The organism is Myxococcus sp. MH1, from assembly GCF_059738865.1.
Genome location: NZ_AP026947.1, coordinates 6386677 through 6406919, shown reverse-complemented (window position 1 = coordinate 6406919; position 20243 = coordinate 6386677). Strand labels below are relative to the sequence as shown.

The following is a 20243-nucleotide window of genomic DNA, read 5'->3' as shown; positions in this document are numbered from 1 at the left end:
GCAGGTGGCGGGAGAACGCGAGCGCCATGTCCGAAGCCCTCTTACGTCACTTCGCGGGGATGACCTTGGAGGCCACGCGCTCGAACACCTCGCTGCCCCAGCGCAGGCTCGCCGCCATGAGCTTGCTCAGCTCCGAGGCGAAGACCAGGTCGATGGGCGGCGTCTGGTACGAGCGGCTGAGGAAGAGGCTCTTGCTCTCCGACTCGAAGTCCACCGTGCCACCGCCGGCGTCCGTGCCTGCGGCCTGCTCGGAGCGGAAGCCCTCGAGGACGCCGGGGCGGGGCGCGTCACGGAAGCGATAGATGAGGGCGCTGCACTTGAGCTCGCCGGTGTCCTCGGAGTGCTCGAAGTACAGCTGCGCCTCGCCCACCGACACTCCACCGAGCCCCTTGGGATTGAGCCCGGGGCTCAGGTGGACGCCCTGAGCCCGAAGATACTCCTGCACCAGTTGAGTGGCCTCGTCACGCGTCATGGTGGTGGTTTACCACGACTGGCGTGTGGGCCATCAGAACTGGCCGGCGCGAGCCTGCTCGAACGGGACGCGGTGGTTCAGGTACGTGCCCACCAGCGAGTGCGCGCCCGAGAACACGGTGTCCTCGGAGAAGTAGTGCACCTGCGCGCCCTTGCCCGCGTGGCGCAGCATGTCCGCGGGGCTCCAGCCCTTGCCGCCCAGACCGAAGAGCGTGGGGACCGCGTCGCGGTTGTTGATGTAGTGCACGTAGTTGGGGCCGTCCGGGTAGGTGCAGGCGGCGGCCGCGAACGTCTCCACGTTCAGCTTGCTCATCGTCTGCTCGACCTGCTCCTTGGTCATCCCGTCTTCGATGCGCAGCCGGCGCGCCACATCCGACAGCGCGCGCGAGGTGATGAGGCCACCCTGGCTGTAGCCGACCAGGTGCACGTCCCGGCCCGCCTTCAGCTCGTTGTAGACGGTGTCCGCCAGCGTATCCACGGCCGGGTTGGTGCCCTTGTCCAGCTTGTCCTTCACGGCCTGGAACAGGTCGGCGACGGTGCCCTGCGTGGAGTTGTGGATGCCGATGGTGCGCATGCCCGTCGTGTCCGCGAGCGCCTGCAGCTCCGCCGTCTGCTTGGCCAGGTCCGTGCGCATGCCGTTGGTGTAGATGACCGTGGCCGTCGCGTTCGGGTTGTTCTTCGGCGTGAAGGCGGGGATGTCGCTCAGCGGCGTGCCGGGCTCGAACGTCTGGCCACCAGCGCCCACCAGCTTGCCGTCGTAGACCTTGTCCTTCGAGCCCGGGGGCGCCGTGAAGACACCGGCCACCGTCGCCGTGCCCCTCGCCTTGCCGCTCTCGAAGCCATCCACCACCGCGTTCGCGCGCGCCGCGCTCGGCTGCACCGCCGGCGTCGCCACGGTGTTCACTTCCGACGTGCGGCCAACAGGGGTCCGGGGGGTGGTGCCGACGACGGGGCGGCCACGCTCGATGGTGCTCATGCTGGAGGGCTCCTGCGGACTACGACGGGGGGATGGAAGATGACGTCCTTGCCCCATTGTCCCAGGAAGCCGTCCGAAGTTGCGCACGAACGCGGTAATTCGCTCCAAACACTCAATTCCGACGCGGTGCGTCGTGGTGACTTGTCGCGTCACATCCCGAGTGAAGCGGGGAAGCCGAGCCGAACCCGAGGCGATCTCCAGGGTTGGAGGCCTTCCGAGGGGCGGTGCGGGCAGGAGTATCGGTCCGGCGCCCGCCCTCCTATGGTGGATTCCATGGTCCAGAAAGGTCAGTTCCTGGAGCGCTCCACGCTCATCCCCGTGGGCGCGGAGGTGATGGAGGGCACGGCGCATCGCGGCAAGCGCGCGCCTCCGTTGCTCATCATCCCGCCGCGGCCGGACGAGGGTGGGGGGATGGATCACGTCATCGCCGCGGAGCTCGCCTGGGCGGCGGCCAGCGCGGGCTTTCCCACCCTGCGCTTCAACCACCGGGGCGTGGGCGCGAGCCAGGGCAAGCGGGGCAAGGACCTGGCGTTGCTCGAGGACGCCGAGGCGGCGATGCGGGTGCTCCTGGAGACGGCCGGCACGAGCGCGGTGGCGGTGGCGTCGCTGCACGGCGGCGCGCAGGTGGCCCTGGCGCTCCAGGCGCGCTTCCCCGCCGTGGGGGGCCTGTGCCTGGTCGCGCCGGCGGACGTGGACCCGGCGGTGCTGGGGCGCGTGACGTGCCCGTTGCTGGTGGTCCAGGGGGAGGGGGACGCACGGATGCCTCGGGCGGCGGTGTCGGCGGCGGTGGCCCGGGCGGGGGGGGATTTCGAGGTCATCGACGACGCGGGCGCCACCTTCCAACGCAACCTCCCGCAGGTGGGGCACGCCCTGTCCACCTGGCTCCAGCGCCTCTCCGGCGGTTGACCGATGCTCCGCAACCCAGCGGACTTCTTCACATTTCTTCAGCCTCCCGCACTTGCACGCCGGGAGAGTGGGCGTACAGACTGTCCGTGCAGACCCAATCATTTCTCCGTTCGTTCGTAGGGTCTTCCGGAAGCGTGCCTCGTTCCTCAAGGAGCAACCCGATGCGGATGGTGCGATGGAGTTTGGGCGGAGCCGCGCTGGCCCTGGCCGTGACGGTGGCGCCCGCGTGCAAGTCCGCCCAGAGCGAAGCCGAGCGCCCTGCGCCGCCTCCCGCCTCGTTGGCGGACGCGGTGGATGTGGTGCCCCACGCCATCGTCGTGGACTTCAAGGACGGCACCACCAAGGCGGAGTTCGACGCCTGGGAGGCCGACTGGGGCGTGGACCTGGAGCTCAACTCGGTGGAGAGCGCCGACGAGGCCCTCACGCTGGCGGTGGGCGTGGACGACGTGGCGGGCGTGCTGGAGAAGATCCGCCGGCACCCGAGCGTCGAGGCCGCCGAGCCGCTGATGGAGGTCCGCGCGAGCTTCACGCCGAATGACCCGGAGTACGCGCGGCAGTGGAACCTCCAGATGATCGACATGCCCAAGGCCTGGGAGCGCAGCCGGGGCAAGGGTGTCGTCGTGGCCGTGCTGGACACGGGCATCGCGTACGAGGACCACGAGGACTTCAAGCAGGTGCCCGACCTCAAGGGCGTGAAGTTCGTGGCCGGCTACGACTTCGTCAACGACGACGAGCACGCCAACGATGACCACGGCCACGGCACGCACGTGGCGGGCACCATCGCGCAGGCCACCAACAACGATGAGGGCGTGGCGGGCGTGGCCTTCGAGGCGACGCTGATGCCGGTGAAGGTGCTCAACCACTTCGGTGGTGGCACCACGGCGGACATCGCGGACGCCATCCGCTTCGCGGCGGACAAGGGCGCCAACGTCATCAACATGTCGCTGGGCGGCGGCGGCTATTCGCAGGTGATGGCTCAGGCGGTGGAGTACGCCCGCAAGAAGGGTGTCACGGTGGTGGCGGCTGCGGGCAACGGCGGCCGCGCGCACGTGGAGTTCCCCGCGGCCTATCCCGGCGCCGTGGCGGTGTCGGCGGTGGGGCCGGAGGGCTCGCTCGCGCCGTACTCGTCCTATGGCAAGGAGCTGGACATCGCCGCGCCCGGTGGTGACAAGCGCAGTGGGGACGCGGGCGGCATCATCCAGAACACCATCGACCCGAGGGACGTGTCGCGCTCCGTCTACGCCTCGTATCAGGGCACCAGCATGGCCACGCCGCACGTGGCCGCGGTGGCCGCGATGCTGTACTCGGCCGGCGCCAAGGGGCCCGACGAGGTGGAGAAGGCGCTGTATGCGGGTGCGACCAAGGTGGCGGACCAGGCGTGGACCGAGCAGTACGGGCACGGCCTGCTCAACGCGGAGGCGTCGCTGGCGTCGCTCGGCGGTGGCATGTCGCGCTGGCCGCCGCTGTACTGGGCGCTAGCGCTGCTGGCCTTCGTGCTGCTGACGCTGCGCGGCCGTGAGCGCCCGGGGTACCTCAACGCGCTGCTGCGTCCAGCGTTCCTCGTGCCGCTGCTGCTCTCCACGGTGGGCGTGTACTTCGTGCGCGCCTGGTTCATGGGCACGGCGGGCGCCGCGGGAGACGTGGTGGAGATGGCCTCGCTGCCCATCCCGGATTGGGAGCGCATCATCTTCGGCCGGGGCCGCACGGTGAACCCGCTGTTCTACAGCGCGCTCATCCCCGTGCTGCTGTCGCTGCCCGCCATCGGATGGAAGGGGATGCGCTCGGCGGTGGGGGGCCTCGCGCTGGGCTTCGCGGGCTTCCTGGCGTACTCGGCGTGGGCGGGCGCTCCGGCGCTGTCGTGGATGCCCTTCGCGTTCCTGGCGAAGCCGTGGCTGGGCTTCAACACGGTCGTCTGCCTCATCGTCGCTCGCGCCATGCTCAAGCGTGAGGACGTGCCGTGACGCTCACAGGGCGCGTGGTGTTCCGAGACATCGAGACGGGCGTCTGGGTGCTGGAGGCCGATGACGGCACCACGTACCAGCTCGCGGGTGGCGACCGGCACATCAAGAAGGACGGCCACCGCATCGAGGCCGAGGGCCGCGTGGACAAGGACGTGCTCACCGCCGCGATGGTGGGGCCCGTCTTCCACGTGAGCTCGTATCGCTTCGTCTGAAGTGGGGGGCTGGAGTCCGCTCCGGTCCTCCCTTGTCGCGGAAGACGTCAGGTGCTGGCCCGCGAATATGGGACAGGCGCGACCTTTCGCCAGCGCTCCTGTCCGTGATGGGCTCGTGGGCGCGCTGTCTTGTGCGGTGGCACGCCGCGCCGAGACGACCAGCGTCAGGGCGACGTGACGAACCGCGCTTGCTCCATGGCATGAGGGCCGCCAGCGTCGGGGTGGCGGCACCACGTACGCAAGTCGTTCAGTGAGCGGCGCCCATCAGCGCCCAACCGTTGGCTTCGCGCCCGCTCACGGTGACTTGGTACCGCCTTCGGCCTTGTGTGCGCGCGCCTGACGCGTGCGCTCCTCGCTGTACGCCTCCAGCGGAGCCTCGCCCCGGCGCACGGCCTCGCGGAGTTCCTGCAACGACTCCCGCTCCGCTTGGAGCCCCGCGGGCGCGTCCTTCTTGAGTGGCGCCAGCGGGTGGGCCACGTCATGGAGGTTGAGCGCGATGCCGCGCCGGTCCACCACGGCGAGCAGCACCAGGGACACCGTCGCGGCCACCACCCACGGCAGCACCAGCTTCGCCAGCGACGGCACGGGCTTCGTCTCCCGCGCGCGCGCGTCGCTCACCGCGATGCCGGTGCCCCAGACGGGGACCCACCGCGACATGCCCAGCAGCGCGAGCACTCCCGCCCAGCCGAGGCTCGCCAGCATCAGCACGTCCTGGGGGTTGGTGTCCGTGTCCGCGGCCTCGGTGCCCATCGACTTCGCCACCAGGAACGCCGCCGAGGACACCAGGTTGTTGGCCGCATGCGCGGCGATGCCGGGCCACAGCGAGCCGGTGCGCAGGTAGAGCCAGCCGAACAGCAGGCCCAGTTCCACGCGCGCCACGAAGCCCACCGGGTCCAGGTGGAACGCGCTGAACACCACCGCGGAGATGACCAGGGCCGTCGTGGGCGAGCGCGGCGACGGGGGCGTCAGGCCCCGCTGGAAGACGCCTCGGAAGAACAGCTCCTCGCAGATGGGCGCGGCGACCGTCACGCCCGCCAGGATGATGGCCAGCTCCACCGGCGTCTGCTGCTCGAAGAGCCGCGAGCCATCGAACATCTCCCTCATCCACTCGGGCGCGAGCTTCTGCGCGGTGAACTGGATGGGCACCACCAGCGCGAAGAAGTTGGCGATGCCCAACAGGAAGCCGAAGAGCGTCGACACCGGATGCAGCGGCGTCAGCCCTGTGAAGAGCGCGGGCTTCCATCCTCCGAGGCGCGGCAGCAGCCACCCCAGCGCCATGAAGATGAAGACCTCGGTGAACCAGATACCGAAGGCCGCGTTGAGCAACTGGACGGAGCCGCCCACCAGGATGAAGAGCACCAGCGCCAGGGCCGCCCCGCCGAGCGCCAGCATCCGAGGGCTCCTGGGCTCCGGAAGGGGAGGCTCGGAGGGGCCCGTCGGCCCGAGGGGCGCGGCGTCGCTGGGGGCGGAATCTTCCAATTTGTCGTCTCCTTGACGCGAAAAGCTGAACTGTCGCGACAGCAGGTTCTCTATACTGTCAGCACCTTGACGTCCTACATCCTGGCTCGAACGGTGCAGCGGACGTGGTGGAAGCCCCCTCGAATCCTTGGCGCTGTCTGTGCCCTGGGCCTGGGGCTGGGAGCAACGACGTCGCACGCGTCGGCGTTCCTGGTGGAAGCGCGAACCGAGGCGCAGGCGTACCAGATTCGTGCGTGGCGTGGCAGCACGTCGGACGACCCGGTGCTGCTGCCAAGGCGGCGAATCGTCCAGTACCTGGGGCTCAACGCCTTCGAGCTCGCCACGGGGCAGGACCTGGGCTTCGAGTCCAACATGCGCATCTGGGCGGACTTCGGTCTGCCCAAGGGTGAGGCCGAGCGCGTCGACGGGCTGAAGTCCGAGGACGCGGAGCTGCTGCATGCGTACGTGCGCTACGCGAAGGGCGGCTTCGAGGGACGGCTGGGCCGTCAGCTCTACACGGACGTCTCGGACATCATCGCGTTCGATGGGCTGCGCGCGCGCTACGTGACGCGCATGGGCCTGGGCGCGGAGCTGTACGGCGGCCTGTGGGTGAAGGGCGCGAGCTTCCTGGGCTCGTCCGTGTATCAGCCGGACGGTACGCGGGAGAGCGACTCGCGGCGGCTGGACCAGGGCGTGGCGGGCGCGGACCCCACGCTGACGTCGATGGAGCCCGTCTTCGGCGCCAAGCTGCTGATCGAGGACCTGAAGGGCTTCAACGCCGCGGTGGGCTACCGCAAGGCGATGGTGGAGGGGAAGACGGACCTGGAGCGCGCCACGGTGGAGGCGCGCTACGGCCGGGGCCTGGGTCTCAACGCGCTGGCCGGCGTGGACTACGACGTGCTGCAGGGCAAGGTGGCCCAGGTGCGCACGCAGGTGCGCTGGGACGGCACGCGCGTCGCGACGACGCTGGAGGTGATGCGCCTGTCGCCCGTGCTGTCGGCGGACTCCATCTGGTACTACTTCGCGTGGGCGCCGCGCGACGAGGCGCGGGTGCGCGTGGACGTGTTCACCCCCGGCCCGCTGCGCTTCTACGTGCAGGCGCTGGGCAGCCGGTACAACGAGAACGTCAACCCGGAGATGGCCATCGCCTCGCAAGTGGACGCGGAGGGCGCGCCGGAGTCCACCAGCGTCGGTGGGGCGGCGGGCGCGGCGTGGCGCTCGGGCGCGTTCCGCTCGGCGCTGGACGTGACGTACCGCACGGGCTTCGGCGGAGACCAGCTCTGGGGCGACCTCACCGGTGGCTACACGTTCGACCGGGAGCGCTTCACGCTGGACGCGCGGGTGTCCTTCGCGCGCATCTTCGACAGCTTCAACGCGCGCCTGGGGGGCAACTTCTACGGCGCCCAGGTGTGGGCCAGCCGGGCCCTGACGCGCGCGACGCGGCTGTCGCTGGTGGTGGAGCAGAACTTCAATCCCTTCACCGACTCCGACACCAAGGCCTTCCTCCTCTTCGACCTGAAGGCGAGCTTGTAGATGCTTCACCGTCAGAACCGACATGCACTGCTCGCCCTGGCCGCGCTCGCCATGCTGGTGGGCGCCGGCGTCGCCTGGGCCGCCACGGCCCGCGAGCGCAGCCTGGCCGTCTATCCCGCCCAGCACGTCCCGCTGCGCTTCGACCACGCCCAGCACCTGGAGGCGGGCGCCGAGTGCACCACGTGCCACGATTCGGCCCGCGCCAGCGCGTCCTCCAAGGACCTGAACCTCCCAGGCCACGAGGAGTGCGAGACCTGTCACGACATCGAGGCGGGTCGGAAGGGCAAGCCCACGGACCCTCCGTCCGCGTGCAACACCTGCCACCCGGGCTTCGACGCCACCGTGCGCAAGGAGCCCGCGAAGCTGTCCATGCCTCCGGCCAACCTGCACTTCAGCCACCAGCAGCACGTGGACAAGAAGGTGGAGTGCTCGGTGTGCCACGGCGAGATGAAGGACGTGAAGCTGGGCACGCGAAACCAGCTGCCGAAGATGGCCACGTGCTTCAAGTGCCACGACGGCACCGTGGCCTCGAACACGTGCGCGACCTGCCACCCGACGGAGCCGTCCGGCCGGCTCAAGCTGACGTTCGACTCGGGCCTGCTGCGGCCCATGCAGGGCAACCCCCTGGGCCTGGACCACGGCCCGCGCTTCGAGTTCAACCACGGGGCCCGCGCGTCCACGGACCGGCTGGTCTGCATGCAGTGCCACAGCGAGAGCTACTGCCAGACGTGCCATGACGGCATGCAGAAGCCGCTGTCCATCCACCCCAACGACTTCATCACCCTGCACCCGGTGCAGGCCCGGACCAACTCGCCCCGGTGCGAGAGCTGCCACCGCGCCCAGTCCTTCTGCGCCGCCTGCCACGAGCGCGCGGGCGTGGGCATGGACGCCGCCCAGTCGCTGCGGCCGCGCAACCAGAAGGTGCACCCGGACTACACCACGTGGGTGGAGCTGCCCGGACCGCAGCACCACGGCATCGCCGCGTCGCGGGATCTGACCAGCTGCATCTCCTGCCACCGCGAGGAGTCGTGCATGAGCTGCCACTCGGAGCTGTCGCCGCGGCGGCAGATCAACCCGCACCCGGCGGGCTTCGCGCAGTCGTGCAAGAAGCTGGCGTCGGCGAATGACCGCGCCTGCCTCAAGTGCCACTCGTCGGAGAGCCTGGCGCAGAAGGGGTGCCGCTGATGGGCGCGCGCTCGAGTCGGTTCTTCGCGGGCGTGCTCGCGCTGTCGGCGCTTTCCGGGTGCCTGGAGCCCGGGGACGCCATCTACCTGCCGCGCGACACGGTGCCGCCCCGGGTCGTCTCCACGGCGCCGGGAGGAGGGGAGACGCTGCCGAGGGGAGGCGCCCTGCGCGTCACCTTCTCCGAGGCCATGGACCTTCGCAGTCTGCGCCCGGGCATCGCGGTGTTCTCCGGCCGGGATGAGCTCCCGCTCGTGCTCACCGCGCCCCCCGTGCCGGAGTTGGACGAGGACGTGGAGCGGGGCGACGTCCCGTACACGGTGGAGGCCGCCTTCGCCGAGGGCGTCGTGCTGACGCCCAACACGCAGTACACGCTGGTGCTGCGCACGGTGCTCACGGACTACGAGGGCAACCCGCTCTCCAGCGAGATTCGCATCGTCTTCCGCAGCGCGCCGTGAGCCCTCGCGGGCCTGCGGCTACATCTGGAAGAACTCGAAGCTCTGTCCCGCCTCCTTGCCGTCCTTCTTCCCCTCGATGCGGGCGGTGAGGCGGTTGGCGGTGGGGCGCTGGTAGAAGATTCGCTGCGGGTAGTCGTGCTGCGGGTTCTCGAACAACACGCCGTTGCTGTTGCAACGCAGCATCTTGAAGTCCGAGGGCGGCCGTCCCATGGGCTGGGCCACGAAGTAGAGCCCGTCCTTGCGCGCCTCGATGCGCATGTACTCGAAGAACACCGTCTTGCCCTGGACGATGGTGCGGCTCACCCCGAAGAGCGTGCCGCCCGCGGCGGGCGTCCAGTGCTCCTCCATGAGGTTGCCGGCCGTGTCCTGACGCCAGCTCCCCGCCAGCCAGGCCACGTCGTGGATGGAGGCGCCACATTCACGCGAGGCGGGCTCACGGGTGTTCGGCGTGGAGCCACAGCCGAGAAGCGGGGAGGCACCGAGGACGAGGGCCAGGAGGGCAGGGCGAGCAGTCATCCGCCCATCCTCCCATGCCCCGCTGACGGGCCGCACCGTCCTCGAGGAGGCGGCGCGGCCCGGAGTCGACACGTCAGCGCTGCAGGTACTCGCGGATGCTCTCGACCAGCTGCTTGCGCGCGTCCGCGTCCGTCGCCTGGGGACCGACCTTGAGCTTCTTGTCCTCCTCGACGAGGAGCTTCTGGTCCTGCAGGTACGTCACCGCGTTCTCCAGCGTCACCTTGGCCAGGGACTCGGCGGCGGTGATGCGGCCGGCGTGGTACTCGGCGCGACCCGTCTCCAGGGCCATCCGGAGGAAGGCCTTGCGGTCCTCGGCGACGCCCGTGGCCACGTCGTTGAGCGTCATCGCGGCCAGCAGGTACGCCTCCAGGTAGTCGCGCAGCAGGTCCGCCAGGAACTCCAGTTCCGGCTGGGCGTGGGGCTCGGGCGCGACGCTCAGCGTGTCGCCCTCGTGCATCACCAGGCCCATGCGCACCAGCCGCTCCACCGTCTCCGCGAAGATGGTGTCGAAGGTGGTGTTCACCCGGTAGATGAACTCGAGCTTGAACAGGCGCGAGAGGAACAGCGCGCGCGCCTTCACGTCGTCGTACGAGGCGGACGTGCCGGCGGCCAGCATGGCGTTGGCCACGAGGCTGCGCGCGGCCACCAGGTTCATCAGCGTGTTCTTGTAGAAGGACATCTCCGCGCGGCGGTCGTCCTCCACCTGGTAGATGACGTCACCCTTGGCCTCCTGGGTGCGCACCATCTCGTCGCCGATGAAGGTGCGCATCGCGTCCTGGATGGGCCCCATCGTCTCGGGGTTGCTGGGGGCGTTGCCCAGCTCGCGCGACTGCGGCGCGCCATCCTCCTGGGCGATGCGGCGCAGGATGCTGATGCGGTCCGCCAGCTCCCGCTGCGTCAGGCCCCGGCGACGGTGCGCGAGCAGCGACGTGCTCACCAGCGCGTGCGGCGTCACGGTGGACACCTTGCTGATGCCGTACATCACGCGGTTGCCGAGCGCGCGGACCAGGCCCTTCTTCTGCTCGTCCGTCACCGGCTGCTCGGGGTCGAGCCCGCGCTCCTTCATGAACTCCACGAGCGAAATCGGCTCGTCGAAGCCCAGATGGATGCGGCCATAGCGCGCGGCGAGCACCTTGGGCGTGCTGAGCAGCGCCTTGAGGTCCTCGGGCTTCTTCTCCCCGCCGGCCAGCTCCTTCGAGTAGCTGCCCGACTCGACGACCTTCTCGTAGTCGATGGCCACCGGGACGAAGAGCAGGTCGTTGCGCGCGCCCTCCAGCACCGACTCCACCTGCCAGGTGAACATGCCCAGCTTGGGGGAGAGCAGCTTGCCCGTGCGCGAGCGGCCGCCCTCGGGGAAGAACTCCTGGTGGATGCCGTCGTGCACCAGCTTGCGCACGTAGGCCTTGAAGGACGCGGCGTAGACCTTGTCGCCCTTGAACGAGCGGCGCAGGAAGAACGCGCCGCAGCGGCGGAAGATGCTGCCCAGGGGCCAGAAGGACAGGTTGGCGCCGGCGGCCACCAGCGGCACCGCGTAGCCGCGGTTCCACAGCACCCAGCTCATCACCAGGTAGTCCATGTGGCTCTTGTGGCTGGGGCACAGGACGATGGGCGCGCGGGTGGCGGCCTTGAGCGCGCGGTGCAGGCCCGCCTCGTCCACGTGCATGCCGTCGTAGATGCGGTTGAACACCCAGTCGAGCAGCGGGGCGACGAAGGCCAGCGTCGTGGGACTGGGCTTCGCGGCGATGGCCTCCAGGTTGCGGCGGGCCTCGCGCAGCACGCTCTCCTGCTTGCGGCCGGACTGCGCGGCGTGCTCGTCCACCACCTTGCGCAGCTGCCTGTCGCGCAGGGTCTCGTCGATGATGCGCACGGCCGGCTTGGCCGGCGGGCCGAACACCGCGCGCGTCTCCCGGGCCAGGTGCACGTGCAGCGTGCTGCGCACCTTGCGCGCGAGCACCTCCACCGAGTCCTTCGGGTTCTGCTCGGCGAAGGCGCGCAGGTCGATGGGCTCTCCCACGCGGAACTGCGCGCGCTTGTAGTTGCGGAAGAAGGCCAGCATCGAGTGCAGGAAGCCCGGCGCCTCGGGGCTGCCGAACACCATGTCCACCCAGTTGGGCTTCAGGCGCGCGCTGCGCTTCTCCCAGACGAACAGCTCCGGAACCAGGTACACGGGCCGGTCCGACGTGCGCGCCAGCTCCACCAGGGCGGGGAAGGGGTCCTCGTGCGTCTCCTTCCCGGACGCGTGCAAGAGCGCCGTGCGCCGCAGGAAGACCAGGCCGCTGCCTCCCTGTTGGCGCGCGTACTCGAAGCGCTCCAGGAACGCGCCGCCCTGCTTCGTCTGGCGCCACGGCTTGGTGAACCACGGGCGCAGGTTGGACACCGCCCGCACGGGCGGCAGGCTCCGGCGCACCATGGCCCAGGTGAGGTAGAGGAAGTTCACCCACGCCGTGGAGCGCATGACGTGCACCACGAACCCCTTGGCGTGGAGGTTTCGCAGCTCGTCCTCGGCCTCGGGTGGGAAGTGGACGCTCTCCAGATAACGAGTGCCCAGTGCCCGACCCATCGGGCCGAACTCCGCCTTCAGCAAGGACTCTCCCTGATTCGCAGACTGCGACAGCGCGGTTTCCAAGGCAGCCCCCGGGGCTACATGTTCTCGGGTGTCGGAATGCCCAACAAGGTCAGACCCGACGCGAGCGTAACCCGCGCCGCGTCCGCCAGGGCGAGTCGCGCGGAACGCAGCGCGTCATCCCCTTCGACGTTGATGCGCTTGTCGCGCTCCTGGTTGCCGAGCGTGTAGTAGCGGCTCAGCGAAGCCGCGACGTCGAGCAGCAGGCGGGCCACGAGGCTGGGCTCGTACTGCTCGGCCGCGTCGCGCACCACCTCGGGCAGGCGCATGATTTCGCGCACCAGGGCCTGCTCCTCGGGGAGCGTCAGCAGGCTGGCGTCGTAGGTGGCGGGCGCGCCGCCGCCCTTGCGCAGCACGTTGACCACGCGCGCGTGGGCGTACTGGAGGTAGGGGCCCGTGTGGCCCTCGAAGCTCACCACCTCGTCCCAGTCGAAGGTGTAGTCGGTGGCGCGCTTGTGCTTGAGGTCGCCGAAGGCGATGGCGCCCAGGCCGATCTGCTCGGCGAGCTTGTCCGGGTCATCCGTCTGGAGCCGGCCGGCCTCCTGGTTCTCCTTCACCTTGGCGGCGGCGCGCTCCTTGGCCTCGTCGAGCACGTCGTTGAGCTGCACCACCTGGCCCTTGCGCGTGCTCATGCCGTGGATGCGGCCGAACGCCACGTGCACGCACTTGTCCGCCCACGGCTGGCCCATCTCCTTCAGCGTGCGGAACACCTGACGGAAGTGCAGCGCCTGGTCCTGGGCCACGACGTAGAGCGACTTCTCGAACTGGAAGCGCGTGTGGCGGTCCTCGGCGGCGGCCAGGTCGCGCGTGGCGTAGAGCGTGCTGCCGTCGTTCTTCTTGAGCAGGATGGGCGGCTCGTTCTCCGCGTAGGGCAGGTCGACGATGAGCGCGCCCTGCGACTCCTTCACGCCGGGCTTCTTGGCGATCTGCTCGATGACCGCGTCCATCTTGCCCTGGTAGCGGCTCTCGCCCTCGATGTGCTCGAACTCGATGCCCATCCGCGCGTAGATCTGCTTGAAGCCGCGGATGCTCGTCTCGCGGAACTGGTTCCAGAGCTTGAGGGCCTCGGCATCACCGGCCTCCATGCGGCGGAAGAAGTCGCGGGCCTTCTCGTCGAACGCGGGCTCCGTCTCGGCGCGCTTGTTGGCGCGCACGTAGACCTCCACCAGGTGGCCCATGTCGTCGATGCGCGCGGGGTCTCCGTACTCCTGGAAGCCCACCGCGACGAGGCCGAACTGCTTGCCCCAGTCACCCAGGTAGTTGATGCCCTCCACCCGCCAGCCGAGCGCCCGGTAGATGTTGGCGATGCAGTGACCCAGGAACGTGGTGCGGATGTGATGGAAGCCGATGGGCTTGGCGATGTTCGGCGACGAGTAGTCGATGACCACCGTCTTGCCGCGCCCCGCGTCCGCGTCTCCGCCGTAGGTGGCGCCCGCCTTGCGGGCCGCGTCGAGCACCTCGCTGGTGAAGGGCACCGCGTTGAAGCGGGCATTCACGTACGGGCCCACGGCCTTGATCTCCAGGCCCGGCACGGAGAGCTTCTCGGCCAGCTCCTTGGCGATGACGGGGGGCGCCTTCTTCTGGGCCTTGGCGAGAGGGAAGGTGGCGAAGCTCAGGTCGCCGTGCGCCGCTTCCGCGGGCTTGACCTGGGCTTCGATGTCGGCGGCCTGCACGCCCAGGGCGCTGGCGAGGCCCTCGGCGAATGCGGCGCGGTAGCGGGAATAGACGGAAGTGCTCATGAACGCGCGGATACTAGCCAAGCCGAGGTGGCGTGCGGCCACCTCTTGTTCGTTCCGCGGTCCATTCCGTCCCCCTCAGGGGACGGCGGGAGCCCGGCGGCTGGGCCGCACCACCGCCGACACCGTGTCCAGCAGCTTGGGGAGCTGGAGCGGCTTCTCGAAGAAGCCGTCGATGCGCTCCAGGCCCTGGCCGGAGGTGAGGGACGCCACCTCGCTGGCACCCGAGATGATGTACACGACGATGTCCGCGAGCGACTCGGTGCCCCGGATGAAGCGGAGCACCGACTGCCCGTCCTCCTCGCTCAGCCGCAGGTCGAGCAGCACCATGGCCGGCCGGATGTGCGAGAGGATGGAGCGCGCCTCGGAGGCTCCCGAGGTGGCCATCACCCGGTAGCCCTCCTGCTCCAGCACCTGCTGCAGCACCTCGCGGCAGTCCGCGTCGTCCTCGACCAGGAGGATGCCGCCCGCCTTGGGCGCCGCCTGGTTCGGGTCCGGGGAGCTGACCGCCCCGGCGAACATCGGCAGCACCAGCTGGAACGTGCTGCCCTCGCCGAGCACGCTGGACGCCTCCACACGGCCGCCGTGCAGGGCGACGATCTTCCCCACCAGCGGCAGGCCCAGCCCCGCCCCGGGAGGACGCGGCACGCCCGGCTGCGCCCGGTAGAAGGCGTCGAAGATGTGCTCCAGCGCCTCGGCCGACATGCCGGGACCGCTGTCCTTCACCGTCAGTGCGGCGAGCCCCTCCTCGGCGGAGACGGTGACCTCGACGGTGTCATCCTGCTCGCTGTGGTGGATGCCGTTCTCGACGAGGTTGTGGATGGCCTCGGCGATGCGCTCGCGGTCTCCCCGGACGAACACCTCCGCACACGGGGGGATGTGCACCTGCACCTTGCCGTGCTCGGCGACGACGGCCAGGGAGCGGACCACCTCCTCGGCCACGGCCTTGAGGCCGAAGGGGCGCTGGTTGAGCTGCATCTTCCCGGACTGGAGCCGGGACATGAGCAGCAGGTCGTTCACCATGCGCAGCATGCGGTCGGAGTTCCGATCGCAGATCTGCACCGCGCGGCGCTGGGAGTCCGTGAGGGGCCCCAGCTTCTCGCGTCCCAGCATCGCCAGGTACGACTTGATGGTGGTGAGCGGGTTCTTGAGGTCGTGCGAGACGTTGCCGAGCAGCTCCTCGCGGTTCTGCTCCAGGCTCTTCAAGCCCGCGATGGCTGTCTGGAGGTCTTTGTTGCGGCGGGCGCTGTCGTCGCGGAGCCGGGCCACCTCGTAGGCGGCGGCCAGCTGCGCGGCCAGCGACTGGAGCACGGTGTCGGAGACGGCGCGGCGCGCGCCCAGGACGACGAGCACGCCGGTGACGCCGTGGGGGCTCTCCAGCGGCACCGCGAGGGTGTCCGCTTCGCGCAGGAGCTTCTTCTCGGAGAAGGCGCGCCCCACCACGCCCTCGCCCGGGACGGCGGCGACGACGCGGCTGTCGTAGCGGCCGCGGACGTGCTCGACGTGGAGCTGCTCGCGCGAGGCGAAGAAGCGGGCCACGTAACAGACCTTGGGCTTGAGCAGCGCGTGGAGCGTCTGGAGGTGGGAGCGCAGGGCCTCGGTGGGGCCCGCGTTGTCGGTGAGGTGGCGCGCCATCTCCAGGAGGGCGCGCGCGACGGCGTCGGCGTCAGCCGGGGGAGCCGGCTTCGCTGCTCGACGGGTGGACTTCTTCGAGGTGGTGGGGCGCAGCGGCACGACCTCTGCCAGGGCCCCTTTCTTCTTCGAGCGCACGGGAGAATCCTGCTCCAGGTTCCGAGCGCCTGGGAACGGCCCCGGTGTGCAGGGCCTTCCGGAGGACAGTGGTCGTGTCGGCTGCCCGACACGACCGGGCCCGGGCGCTCAGGCCCGGCGCTGGATGCGGCCGTCCTTGTCCAGGACGTAGGGCTCCACCAGGAGCGACTCCACGCGGGCGCGCTGCTCGCCCACGCTGAAGCCCGCGTCCGCCAGGGCGGAGAGCGCCGAGGTCTGCACCCGACGCGCCGTCTCGTCGGCCGTCAGGAGCGCGAGCATGGGCTCCCTGGCCGGCTCGTACTTGAAGGAGGCGAGCGCCTTGAGCGCGGCGATCTTCACGTCGTCCGACATGTCCGAGAGGAACGGGACGACCACCGGGGGGATGCGTGCGTCCTGGCGACCGGTGACGTGGTGGAGCAGGACGACCTTCTTCTCCGGGTTCTTCGTGTAGGTCGAGGACAGGTGCTGGAGCGCCTTCACGCAGGCCTCGGTCACCTCGTCCTCGCTGACCAGCTCACCCAGCAGCCTGAGCGCCCACGACGTGGCGGGCTCCGTCTTGCTGAGGAACTCGACGATGGGGGGGACGGCGTCCTTGCCGAAGGCCTTCACCAGCTCGAAGGTGTGCTCCTTCTCGTCGGCGTCCGTGGTGAGCGGGTCCACGGTGATGGTGAAGCGGGCCAGGAGCACGGAGACGGCCTCGGGGAACTTCATCTCCCCGAGCTGCTGGATGGCCTTCTGGCGGGTCGCCGGGTCGCCGTACTTCTGGGTGACCTTGGGCTTGAGCTTGAGGGCTTTCTCGGGGCCCGAGCCGCCCGTGAAGATGTCTAAGAGGCCCATGTGCGCGTGTGCTCCGTTTGCGGCGACGTGAAATCCGACTGTGGGAGGGGCCGTCTATGCCTTGGCGGCGCCCAGGACAAGAGACAAGAGCTTCAGAGGGTCAGCTCGCGACGGACATCGTCCCGGTAGGCCTTGGCCAGGGTCTCCGCCGCGGCGCGGGTCTCCGGGGTGTCGGTGTCCGGCACCTTGACCTGGAGGCGGAGGTAGAGGTCACCCGGTGAACCCCCCTTGAGGGAGGGCACCCCACGCCCCTTGAGGCGCATCTGCCGGCCGGACTGGGAGCCAGGGGGGACCTTGACGGTGAGCTCGCCCTGGAAGGTGGGGACGCGCACCTCCGCGCCCAGCATGGCCTCCGGCACCGTGACGGGCACGTCCATGTGGAGGTCGTCACCTTCCCGACGCACCAGGGGATGCTCCATCACCTCGGTCTCGATGTAGAGGTCGCCCGGAGGCCCACCCCTCGCGCCGGGGGCGCCCTGGCCCGCCAGCCGGACCTTGGAGCCGGTCTGGACGCCCGCGGGAATCTTCACCGTCAGGCGGACGCGCTCGTCCGGGGTGGAGCGGTCGGGGGAGGCGCGGCTGACGGACAGGGGCCGCTCGGTGCCGTTGACGGCCTCGGCCAGCGTCAGGCGGACCTGGGCGTTGAGGTCCTCGCCACGCTCGGGACCCATGGGGCCGCGCCCCCGGACCCGCCCGAAGGGGTCATTGAACCCGCCCCCACCGCCCCTGCGTCCTCCGAAGAGGTCGTTGAAGAGGTCCCCCAGGTCGAAGTCCTCGCCTCCGTAGGGGATGCCGCCCACGCCCCCCCGGGACGCCTGGGCGCGGTACTGCCGGTACGCCTCCGCCTTCTTCTCGTCGAAGCCGATCTTCTCGGCGTCCTCGCCGAACTCGTCGTAGAGCTTGCGCTTCTTCGGGTCCGACAGCACCTCGAAGGCCGAGTTGATCTGCTTGAACTTCTCCTCGGCGGACTTGTTGCCGGGGTTGACGTCGGGGTGGTGCTGGCGCGCGAGCTTCCGGAACGCCTTCTTGATGGCCTCCTCGGAGGCCGTCCGTTCCACGCCGAGGATCTGGTAGTAGTCGTCCGCCATTTGTTCCCGCCGAGCTGTACGTGATTGAAAGTAACCAGTCGGTGGGAGTGCGCCAGCAAGGACTGTTCGGCTGGCCTGGGATGTATAAAGTCCGGCGGAAGATGAGGGAGGCCATGGCAGCGCCGCGCCGAGCGGGAGCAGGTACCTTCTGGCTGGCGGGCTGGCTCCTCCTGCTGGCCGCCCCGGCCGTCCATGCCCAGGCTCCCGCGGGAGAGGCGCAGGGCAGGGTGGTGGACCGGGTGGTCGCCATCATCGAGGGTCGGGTGCTCACCCAGAGCGAGCTGGAGTTCGAGGCCCGGGTGGCGCTCGTGCAGCGGGGCGGCCTCCAGGCGCTCGAGGTCCCCCTGGACGAGGAGCTCCTCCGGGGGGCGCTGGAGCTGGCCATCAGCCAGCGGGTCCAGGTGCTCAACGCCGACCGGCTCCAGGCGTTCCCCGCCGAACCCGCCGAGGTGGACGCGCGGCTGGAGGCGTTCCGGCTGCGCGTCGGGGGCTCCCAGGCCCTGGAGCGCTTCCTGGCCCGGGCGGACGTGGACGTGGAGGGGCTCAAGGCGGTGCTGACGCGGGGGCTCAGGGCCGAGCGTGTCCTGGACAGCCGCATCCGCCTGCGGGCCCAGGTGGGCGAGACGGAGATCCGTCGGTTCTACGAGCAGCACCCCGGGGACTTTCCGGCCGACTACGAGACGGTGCGGGAGTCCATCCGGGAGAAGCTCTTCCGCGAGCGCTATGCGGCGCTGGCCGTGGAGGAGCTGGCGCAGGTGAGGGCCTCGGCCCAGGTGCGTCGGGTGGCGCCCTTCACACGGGAGGCAAAGCGATGAGGCGGATGCGGGAGGACGCCGAGCCACGCGAGCCGCATGGCTTCTCCATCCGTCAGATGACGGAAGGGGACCTGCCGGCGGTGATGGCGCTGGAGCAGGCGGCGTTCAAGAACCCCTGGTCCCCGGAGCTGCTCAAGCGCGAGCTCCAGCACGAGTGGTCCACCATCCTCCTGGTGGAGGAGCCCCGGCAGTTCGTGCCCCCGCTGCTGCTGGGGCTGGCCATCTTCTGGATCGTCCACGACGAGGTCCACGTGCTCAACGTGGCCACCGCCCCCCAGCACCGGCGGCGGGGCGTCGCGCGGGCCGTCATGGAGGAGGTGCTGGAGCGGGGCAGGGCACGCCGCTGCAGCCTCGCCACCCTGGAGGTCAGGAAGAGCAACGAGCCGGCGATCCAGCTCTACCGCGCCTTCGGCTTCCGCCCGGTGGGCATCCGGCCGAACTACTACGCGGACGAGGGCGAGGACGCCGTGGTGATGGTCCTCGACTTCTGAGCGCACGCGGAGTAGAGGACCGACCCGTCGTAAGCTGGGTTGACGAGTCTCAAGGAAAGACCTCATGGACGCTGACCTGTTCCAGGTCTGCGTCATGCCGTGCTTGACACGGAGGGGTCGCTCCCTATACTCGCGGCCTTTTTCAGTAGTCCTGTAGGTAGATATGCGCCGCCTCGTGTCTCGTGGCGGCTGCGAACCCGAAGAACGAGGTATCAGTGCCGACCATTAGCCAGCTGGTCCGCAAGGGCCGCGAGAAGCTGAACATCAAGGGCAAGAGCCCCGCGCTCAAGGAGTGCCCCCAGAAGCGCGGCGTCTGCACCCGCGTGTACACGACGACTCCGAAGAAGCCGAACTCGGCCCTCCGCAAGGTGGCCCGCGTGCGTCTGACCAACGGAATCGAAGTGACGTCCTACATTCCCGGCGTGGGCCACAACCTCCAGGAGCACTCGGTGGTGATGATCCGCGGCGGTCGTGTGAAGGACCTCCCGGGCGTGCGCTACCACATCGTCCGTGGAACGCTCGACTCCGTGGGCGTGGCGGGCCGCAAGCAGAGCCGCTCCAAGTACGGCGCGAAGCGTCCGAGCTGAGCGCGATCACCTTCGTTTGAGAGTTGGGACGTTGAGCCCCGCACCCTGGGGAGCGTCCTCGTGAAGTTTCCTTCAGCGGTACTTGAAGCCCGTCGTAGCGTGCTCCCAAGGGAGCCAGGGCGTAAGGGAAGAGAGAAGAGATGCCTCGCCGTCGCGTAGTCGCCAAGCGCAAGATTCTTCCGGATCCGAAGTTCCAGGACCGGCTCGTCACCAAGTTCGTCAACGACCTGATGCGGAAGGGCAAGAAGTCCATCGCGGAAGGCGTCTGCTACGGAGCCTTCGCCCTCATCGAGGAGCGCGCGAAGGAGGACCCCCTCAAGACGTTCAAGAAGGCCCTCGACAACGTCAAGCCGGTGCTGGAGGTCAAGAGCCGCCGCGTCGGTGGCGCCACCTACCAGGTGCCCGTCGAGGTCCGTCAGGACCGCCGGGTCGCCCTCGGCATGCGTTGGATCATCACGTACTCCAAGGCCCGTGGCGAGAAGACCATGCAGGAGAAGCTGGCCGGCGAGATCATGGACGCCGCCAACAACCGCGGCAACGCGGTGAAGAAGCGTGAAGACACGCACAAGATGGCGGAGGCCAACAAGGCCTTCGCGCACTACCGCTGGTAGGTCTTTCGGCCT

19 protein-coding genes are annotated in these 20243 nt (G+C 69.6%); 10 read left to right on the top strand and 9 right to left on the bottom strand.

Going from position 1 to position 20243, the window contains the following annotated elements; all coding sequences use genetic code 11:
* Positions 1-46: 46 nt before the first annotated feature.
* Entirely contained in the window at positions 47-472 is a 426-nt protein-coding gene (locus tag AC6JA9_RS24815; protein WP_223785207.1) for a hypothetical protein, read from the bottom strand.
* 33 nt (positions 473-505) lie between these two features.
* The gene (locus AC6JA9_RS24810) at positions 506-1447 is read right to left on the bottom strand and encodes a hypothetical protein (protein ID WP_223747722.1); all 942 of its coding nucleotides are present in this window, start codon (positions 1445-1447) and stop codon (positions 506-508) included.
* A gap of 273 nt (positions 1448-1720) precedes the next feature.
* Here AC6JA9_RS24810 and sglT point away from each other — a divergent pair, with 273 nt between their 5' ends.
* The 3 genes from sglT (at position 1721) to AC6JA9_RS24795 (ending at position 4526) form a co-directional block, all read left to right on the top strand.
* On the top strand, positions 1721-2353 hold the full coding sequence (gene sglT, locus AC6JA9_RS24805; protein WP_223747723.1) for a type IV pili motility protein SglT: 633 nt from the start codon (positions 1721-1723) through the stop codon (positions 2351-2353).
* Between the two features lie 161 nt (positions 2354-2514).
* Complete coding sequence (locus AC6JA9_RS24800; protein ID WP_497957942.1) at positions 2515-4314, top strand: S8 family serine peptidase; 1800 nt, start codon at positions 2515-2517, stop codon at positions 4312-4314.
* Complete coding sequence (locus AC6JA9_RS24795) at positions 4311-4526, top strand: DUF5818 domain-containing protein (RefSeq protein WP_223747724.1); 216 nt, start codon at positions 4311-4313, stop codon at positions 4524-4526. The genes AC6JA9_RS24800 and AC6JA9_RS24795 overlap by 4 nt, the downstream gene beginning before the upstream one ends.
* 294 nt (positions 4527-4820) lie before the next feature.
* On the opposite strand, the gene AC6JA9_RS24790 is transcribed toward AC6JA9_RS24795, so the two are convergent.
* Positions 4821-6005: a CPBP family intramembrane glutamic endopeptidase gene (locus AC6JA9_RS24790; protein ID WP_497957941.1), complete on the bottom strand. Its 1185-nt coding sequence runs from the start codon at positions 6003-6005 to the stop codon at positions 4821-4823.
* Between the two features lie 192 nt (positions 6006-6197).
* On the opposite strand from AC6JA9_RS24790, the gene AC6JA9_RS24785 reads away from it, so the two are divergent.
* From AC6JA9_RS24785 to AC6JA9_RS24775, 3 genes are read left to right on the top strand one after another with little or no spacing between them, the layout of a single operon-like run.
* The gene (locus AC6JA9_RS24785; protein WP_497957940.1) at positions 6198-7517 is read left to right on the top strand and encodes a hypothetical protein; all 1320 of its coding nucleotides are present in this window, start codon (positions 6198-6200) and stop codon (positions 7515-7517) included.
* Positions 7518-8702, top strand: a complete 1185-nt coding sequence (locus AC6JA9_RS24780; protein ID WP_223747727.1) for a cytochrome c3 family protein — start codon at positions 7518-7520, stop codon at positions 8700-8702.
* Positions 8702-9157 carry an Ig-like domain-containing domain gene (locus AC6JA9_RS24775; RefSeq protein ID WP_223747728.1) on the top strand — a complete coding sequence of 152 codons (456 nt, stop codon included), beginning with the start codon at positions 8702-8704 and terminating at the stop codon, positions 9155-9157. The genes AC6JA9_RS24780 and AC6JA9_RS24775 overlap by 1 nt, the downstream gene beginning before the upstream one ends.
* An 18-nt stretch (positions 9158-9175) precedes the next feature.
* Here the strand turns inward: AC6JA9_RS24775 and AC6JA9_RS24770 are convergent, their stop codons facing one another.
* The 6 genes from AC6JA9_RS24770 to AC6JA9_RS24745 form a co-directional block, all read right to left on the bottom strand.
* Positions 9176-9673, bottom strand: coding sequence for a DUF6265 family protein (locus AC6JA9_RS24770; protein WP_223747729.1), 498 nt, complete (start codon positions 9671-9673; stop codon positions 9176-9178).
* Between the two features lie 73 nt (positions 9674-9746).
* A complete protein-coding gene (locus AC6JA9_RS24765; RefSeq protein WP_223747730.1) occupies positions 9747-12299 on the bottom strand; it encodes a 1-acyl-sn-glycerol-3-phosphate acyltransferase in 2553 nt (850 codons plus the stop codon).
* A 14-nt stretch (positions 12300-12313) separates the two neighbouring features.
* Entirely contained in the window at positions 12314-14035 is a 1722-nt protein-coding gene (gene argS, locus AC6JA9_RS24760; protein WP_497957939.1) for an arginine--tRNA ligase, read from the bottom strand.
* Between the two features lie 75 nt (positions 14036-14110).
* Complete coding sequence (locus AC6JA9_RS24755; protein WP_141324541.1) at positions 14111-15802, bottom strand: ATP-binding response regulator; 1692 nt, start codon at positions 15800-15802, stop codon at positions 14111-14113.
* Positions 15803-15910: 108 nt separating this feature from the next.
* A complete protein-coding gene (locus AC6JA9_RS24750) occupies positions 15911-16639 on the bottom strand; it encodes a HEAT repeat domain-containing protein (protein ID WP_223747732.1) in 729 nt (242 codons plus the stop codon).
* Between the two features lie 92 nt (positions 16640-16731).
* Entirely contained in the window at positions 16732-17727 is a 996-nt protein-coding gene (locus AC6JA9_RS24745) for a DnaJ C-terminal domain-containing protein (protein WP_141324543.1), read from the bottom strand.
* Positions 17728-17840: 113 nt separating this feature from the next.
* On the opposite strand from AC6JA9_RS24745, the gene AC6JA9_RS24740 reads away from it, so the two are divergent.
* The 4 genes from AC6JA9_RS24740 (at position 17841) to rpsG (ending at position 20231) form a co-directional block, all read left to right on the top strand.
* The gene (locus AC6JA9_RS24740) at positions 17841-18542 is read left to right on the top strand and encodes a hypothetical protein (RefSeq protein WP_223747733.1); all 702 of its coding nucleotides are present in this window, start codon (positions 17841-17843) and stop codon (positions 18540-18542) included.
* Entirely contained in the window at positions 18539-19033 is a 495-nt protein-coding gene (rimI, locus tag AC6JA9_RS24735) for a ribosomal protein S18-alanine N-acetyltransferase (protein ID WP_223747734.1), read from the top strand. Before AC6JA9_RS24740 ends, rimI begins: the two co-directional genes overlap by 4 nt.
* A 215-nt stretch (positions 19034-19248) precedes the next feature.
* Complete coding sequence (gene rpsL, locus AC6JA9_RS24730) at positions 19249-19620, top strand: 30S ribosomal protein S12 (RefSeq protein ID WP_043408969.1); 372 nt, start codon at positions 19249-19251, stop codon at positions 19618-19620.
* A 140-nt stretch (positions 19621-19760) separates the two neighbouring features.
* Positions 19761-20231 (top strand): 30S ribosomal protein S7, encoded by a 471-nt coding sequence (gene rpsG, locus AC6JA9_RS24725; RefSeq protein ID WP_011553340.1) that lies wholly within the window; start codon positions 19761-19763, stop codon positions 20229-20231.
* Positions 20232-20243 lie beyond the last annotated feature (12 nt).

Bases quoted from the DNA above. Each gene is read 5' to 3' on its own strand.
- AC6JA9_RS24815 (WP_223785207.1), bottom strand. From the start codon at position 472: ATGACGCGTGACGAGGCCACTCAACTGGTGCAGGAGTATCTTCGGGCT.
- AC6JA9_RS24810 (WP_223747722.1), bottom strand. From the start codon at position 1,447: ATGAGCACCATCGAGCGTGGCCGCCCCGTCGTCGGCACCACCCCCCGG.
- sglT (WP_223747723.1), top strand. From the start codon at position 1,721: ATGGTCCAGAAAGGTCAGTTCCTGGAGCGCTCCACGCTCATCCCCGTG.
- AC6JA9_RS24800 (WP_497957942.1), top strand. From the start codon at position 2,515: ATGCGGATGGTGCGATGGAGTTTGGGCGGAGCCGCGCTGGCCCTGGCC.
- AC6JA9_RS24780 (WP_223747727.1), top strand. From the start codon at position 7,518: ATGCTTCACCGTCAGAACCGACATGCACTGCTCGCCCTGGCCGCGCTC.
- AC6JA9_RS24775 (WP_223747728.1), top strand. From the start codon at position 8,702: ATGGGCGCGCGCTCGAGTCGGTTCTTCGCGGGCGTGCTCGCGCTGTCG.
- AC6JA9_RS24770 (WP_223747729.1), bottom strand. From the start codon at position 9,673: ATGACTGCTCGCCCTGCCCTCCTGGCCCTCGTCCTCGGTGCCTCCCCG.
- argS (WP_497957939.1), bottom strand. From the start codon at position 14,035: ATGAGCACTTCCGTCTATTCCCGCTACCGCGCCGCATTCGCCGAGGGC.
- AC6JA9_RS24750 (WP_223747732.1), bottom strand. From the start codon at position 16,639: ATGGGCCTCTTAGACATCTTCACGGGCGGCTCGGGCCCCGAGAAAGCC.
- AC6JA9_RS24745 (WP_141324543.1), bottom strand. From the start codon at position 17,727: ATGGCGGACGACTACTACCAGATCCTCGGCGTGGAACGGACGGCCTCC.
- AC6JA9_RS24740 (WP_223747733.1), top strand. From the start codon at position 17,841: ATGGCAGCGCCGCGCCGAGCGGGAGCAGGTACCTTCTGGCTGGCGGGC.
- rimI (WP_223747734.1), top strand. From the start codon at position 18,539: ATGAGGCGGATGCGGGAGGACGCCGAGCCACGCGAGCCGCATGGCTTC.
- rpsG (WP_011553340.1), top strand. From the start codon at position 19,761: ATGCCTCGCCGTCGCGTAGTCGCCAAGCGCAAGATTCTTCCGGATCCG.